Source organism: Methylomonas rivi (assembly GCF_024505165.1).
Lineage (GTDB): Bacteria > Pseudomonadota > Gammaproteobacteria > Methylococcales > Methylomonadaceae > Methylomonas > Methylomonas rivi.
Map to the genome: position 1 here is coordinate 1 of NZ_JANIBK010000266.1, position 2647 is coordinate 2647.

5 protein-coding genes are annotated in these 2647 nt (G+C 55.3%); 2 read left to right on the top strand and 3 right to left on the bottom strand.

The features are described 5' to 3' along the window. The coding region (locus NP596_RS20895) for a hypothetical protein (RefSeq protein ID WP_256617321.1) at nt 1–218 on the top strand (218 nt) is incomplete at its 5' end. Nucleotides 219–288: 70 nt separating this feature from the next. Here the strand turns inward: NP596_RS20895 and hemP are convergent. The 3 genes from hemP to NP596_RS20910 form a co-directional block, all read right to left on the bottom strand. Beyond that, nucleotides 289–480: a hemin uptake protein HemP gene (gene hemP, locus NP596_RS20900; protein ID WP_256617322.1), complete on the bottom strand. Its 192-nt coding sequence runs from the start codon at nt 478–480 to the stop codon at nt 289–291. An 8-nt stretch (nt 481–488) separates the two neighbouring features. Further along, nucleotides 489–761, bottom strand: a complete 273-nt coding sequence (locus NP596_RS20905; protein WP_256617323.1) for a hypothetical protein — start codon at nt 759–761, stop codon at nt 489–491. 196 nt (nt 762–957) lie between these two features. Then, nucleotides 958–1848: a LysR substrate-binding domain-containing protein gene (locus tag NP596_RS20910; RefSeq protein WP_256617324.1), complete on the bottom strand. Its 891-nt coding sequence runs from the start codon at nt 1846–1848 to the stop codon at nt 958–960. Between the two features lie 140 nt (nt 1849–1988). On the opposite strand from NP596_RS20910, the gene NP596_RS20915 reads away from it, so the two are divergent. Then, a complete protein-coding gene (locus NP596_RS20915) occupies nt 1989–2516 on the top strand; it encodes a peroxiredoxin (protein WP_256617325.1) in 528 nt (175 codons plus the stop codon). Nucleotides 2517–2647 lie beyond the last annotated feature (131 nt).

Genomic DNA, 2647 nt, shown 5'->3' on the forward strand with positions numbered 1-2647 from the left:
GTCCCTGCAGCCACGGCGCGGCGTCGGCATCCGTGCCGGAACAAGCCCATGCCAACGACCGGCCGGGCCGAAGCAAGGCGGATTTTCATGTCCGCGCGAATGAAAAGTCATGCTCCGGTTCAACGGATCCGCCCGCGCCGGATGGCGTTGCCCGGCAAGCGCGCGATTGCGGAAGTGTTGCCGTTGCTGTTGCAACAAACTGTAACGGGGTCATGTAGCCTCATGCTGTGCGTAGTGTTAACGCTTGGCAGGCTACCGGAGGGGTGGCTGGCTGTGCGGTGGAAAGGGTTATTTGGTCAAAATCAATTTGCCGTTGCTGGTGATGCGGAGCCGGTATTCGTCGCCCTGATGTTCGATGACGATTTCGTTCCGGTCGGCGAACAGCTGTTTGCTGCTGATCCGCGGCCGGCCGCCGCCGTTTTCGCCGTTCGCCGGCGGCCGGGCCTCATCAATTTTCGGTTTATACGATGGCTGGGTCATAAGTAATCTCAATGGTATAGGCTGGTTCGCCGCGAGTCCGGCCTTTGTTCCAGCAATAAACTGGAAACGCCTTGCCAGTGCTCCAGCAATTGCAGATACATGCCGCGGCTATCCGGCGTTTGCTGGGGATGGGCCAGTAACTGTTGCAATTGATGCACGATGACATGGGCCAGCTTGGGACAATGGTGGCCGTTGATGAAACGGGTCATCATCAAGCAGGTGGCGGCATGCAATTGGCTCATGTCTTGTTGGCCGGTAAGCTCGGCTTCGACTTTAGGCATAGCGACCTCTTGAAAAAACTCAAGGAAAAAATTAAAACGGCGCACGCTGCTGATGCTTTGGAGAATGACCAGGTGCGCCGGCGATAGCACGAGAGAGAACTATCGGATACAAATGATAATGATTCTCAATAATATGTCAAGAGAAAAATGCGCCTGCCTGGTTTTTGTTATGTCCGCGAAACAGGCTTGATTGAAATTATGCGGCGATTTGTCTTGCCGCCCGCATTATCAGGCGGCCGATTTCGGCGATCAAATGGCCGCGCGCACTGGTCTTGCGCCATGCCAAACCGATGTTGCGGCTGGGCACCGGCGTTTGGAAAGGGATGTAACGAATGCCCGCGTCGTGTTCGCGCACGGCAATGCGCGGCATAAAGGTAATGCCGGTGCCGGCCCGCACCATTTGCCTGAGGGTTTCCAGGCCAGTGGCCCGCACATCCTGCTGTTCCTCTGCGCCGTTGATTTGGCAAACTTGCAAGGCCTGACCGCGCAGGCAATGGCCTTCGTCCAGCAACAATAATTGTTGGCCGGATAAATCCTGCTGGCGGATTTTGTCGGCCTTGGCCAATGGGTGGTCGGCGGCTACCGCCAGCAAAAATTCGTCGTCGAACAGCGCTTGGGTTTGTAAAAAATCGTCGCCGACAGGCATTGCCAGCAAGGCCATATCGATTTGGCCGTTTTTCAATTGGCGAACCAACTCCTCGGTTTTTTCCTCGACCAATATCAGCCGGATGCGCGGCAGCGCTTGTTTGATCAACGGCACCAAGGCCGGGAAAATATAGGTGGACAGGGTAGGAAAAGCGCCGATGCGCAGGTTGCCGGCCAAGGGGTCGCGGGCGGTTTCCGCCAGTTCCTGAATGTGGTCGACTTCCTTCAAGATACGGCGGGCGGTAGCGATAATGTGTTCGCCCACTTCCGTGGCCAGCACCCGTTTGTTATTGCGTTCGAAGATTTGCACACCCAGGCGGTCTTCCAGTTTCTTGATCTGGGTGCTGAGCGTCGGCTGGCTGATGTGACAGTGTTCCGAGGCCTGCACAAAGCTGCGCAGGTCGGCCACGGCGATTAAATAACGTAAGTCTCTAAGATTCATGGCGGCAAAGTGTATTGATTAAATCAATCGATACTATACAAACAATCGATTTTTCATTGCAAACCTTGATCGGTAGACTAAATCCCGTACCGAACGCACCGCGATTCGGACCGAACCCCTCACCAACCTGGAGAATTCAAATGAACAGCAAAGTACCCAATGTCGTATTCAAAACCCGTGTCCGCGACGAAAGCATGGGCGGAGACAACCCGTTCCGCTGGCAGGATGTCGGCAGTGACGCTATTTTTAAAGGCAAAAAAGTGGTAGTGCTGGCCTTGCCCGGTGCTTTTACGCCGACCTGTTCCAGCACGCATTTGCCCGGTTACGAAGCCAAATACAGGGAGATTATCGATCAAGGCGTCGATGAAGTGTATTGCCTGAGCGTCAACGACGCCTTCACCATGTTTCAATGGGCCAAACACCTTGGCGTTCAGAACGTGAAAATGCTGCCGGACGGCAACGGCGATTTTACCCGCGGCATGGGCATGCTGGTCAAAAAGGAAAATCTCGGTTTCGGTTACCGCTCCTGGCGCTATTCGATGCTGGTCGAAGACGGCATGATCGTCAAGTTGTTCTGCGAACCCGGTATAGCCGATAACCACCCGGAAGACCCGTTCGAGGTCAGCGATGTCGATACCATGCTGGCCTTCCTGAAACAACCGCGTTAAGTTATACCGGCCGGCGGGGGACAACCCTGGTCGGCCGGGTTTATCCCGCACTGGAGCAGTAACATGTCTGAATACGATGTCGATTTGTTTGTAATTGGAGCCGGTTCCGGCGGCGTGCGAGCCGCGCGCAC

Excerpts from the sequence above, each read along its gene's own strand:
- NP596_RS20910 (WP_256617324.1), bottom strand. The coding sequence starts at position 1,848 with ATGAATCTTAGAGACTTACGTTATTTAATCGCCGTGGCCGACCTGCGC.
- hemP (WP_256617322.1), bottom strand. The coding sequence starts at position 480 with ATGACCCAGCCATCGTATAAACCGAAAATTGATGAGGCCCGGCCGCCG.
- NP596_RS20905 (WP_256617323.1), bottom strand. The coding sequence starts at position 761 with ATGCCTAAAGTCGAAGCCGAGCTTACCGGCCAACAAGACATGAGCCAA.
- NP596_RS20915 (WP_256617325.1), top strand. The coding sequence starts at position 1,989 with ATGAACAGCAAAGTACCCAATGTCGTATTCAAAACCCGTGTCCGCGAC.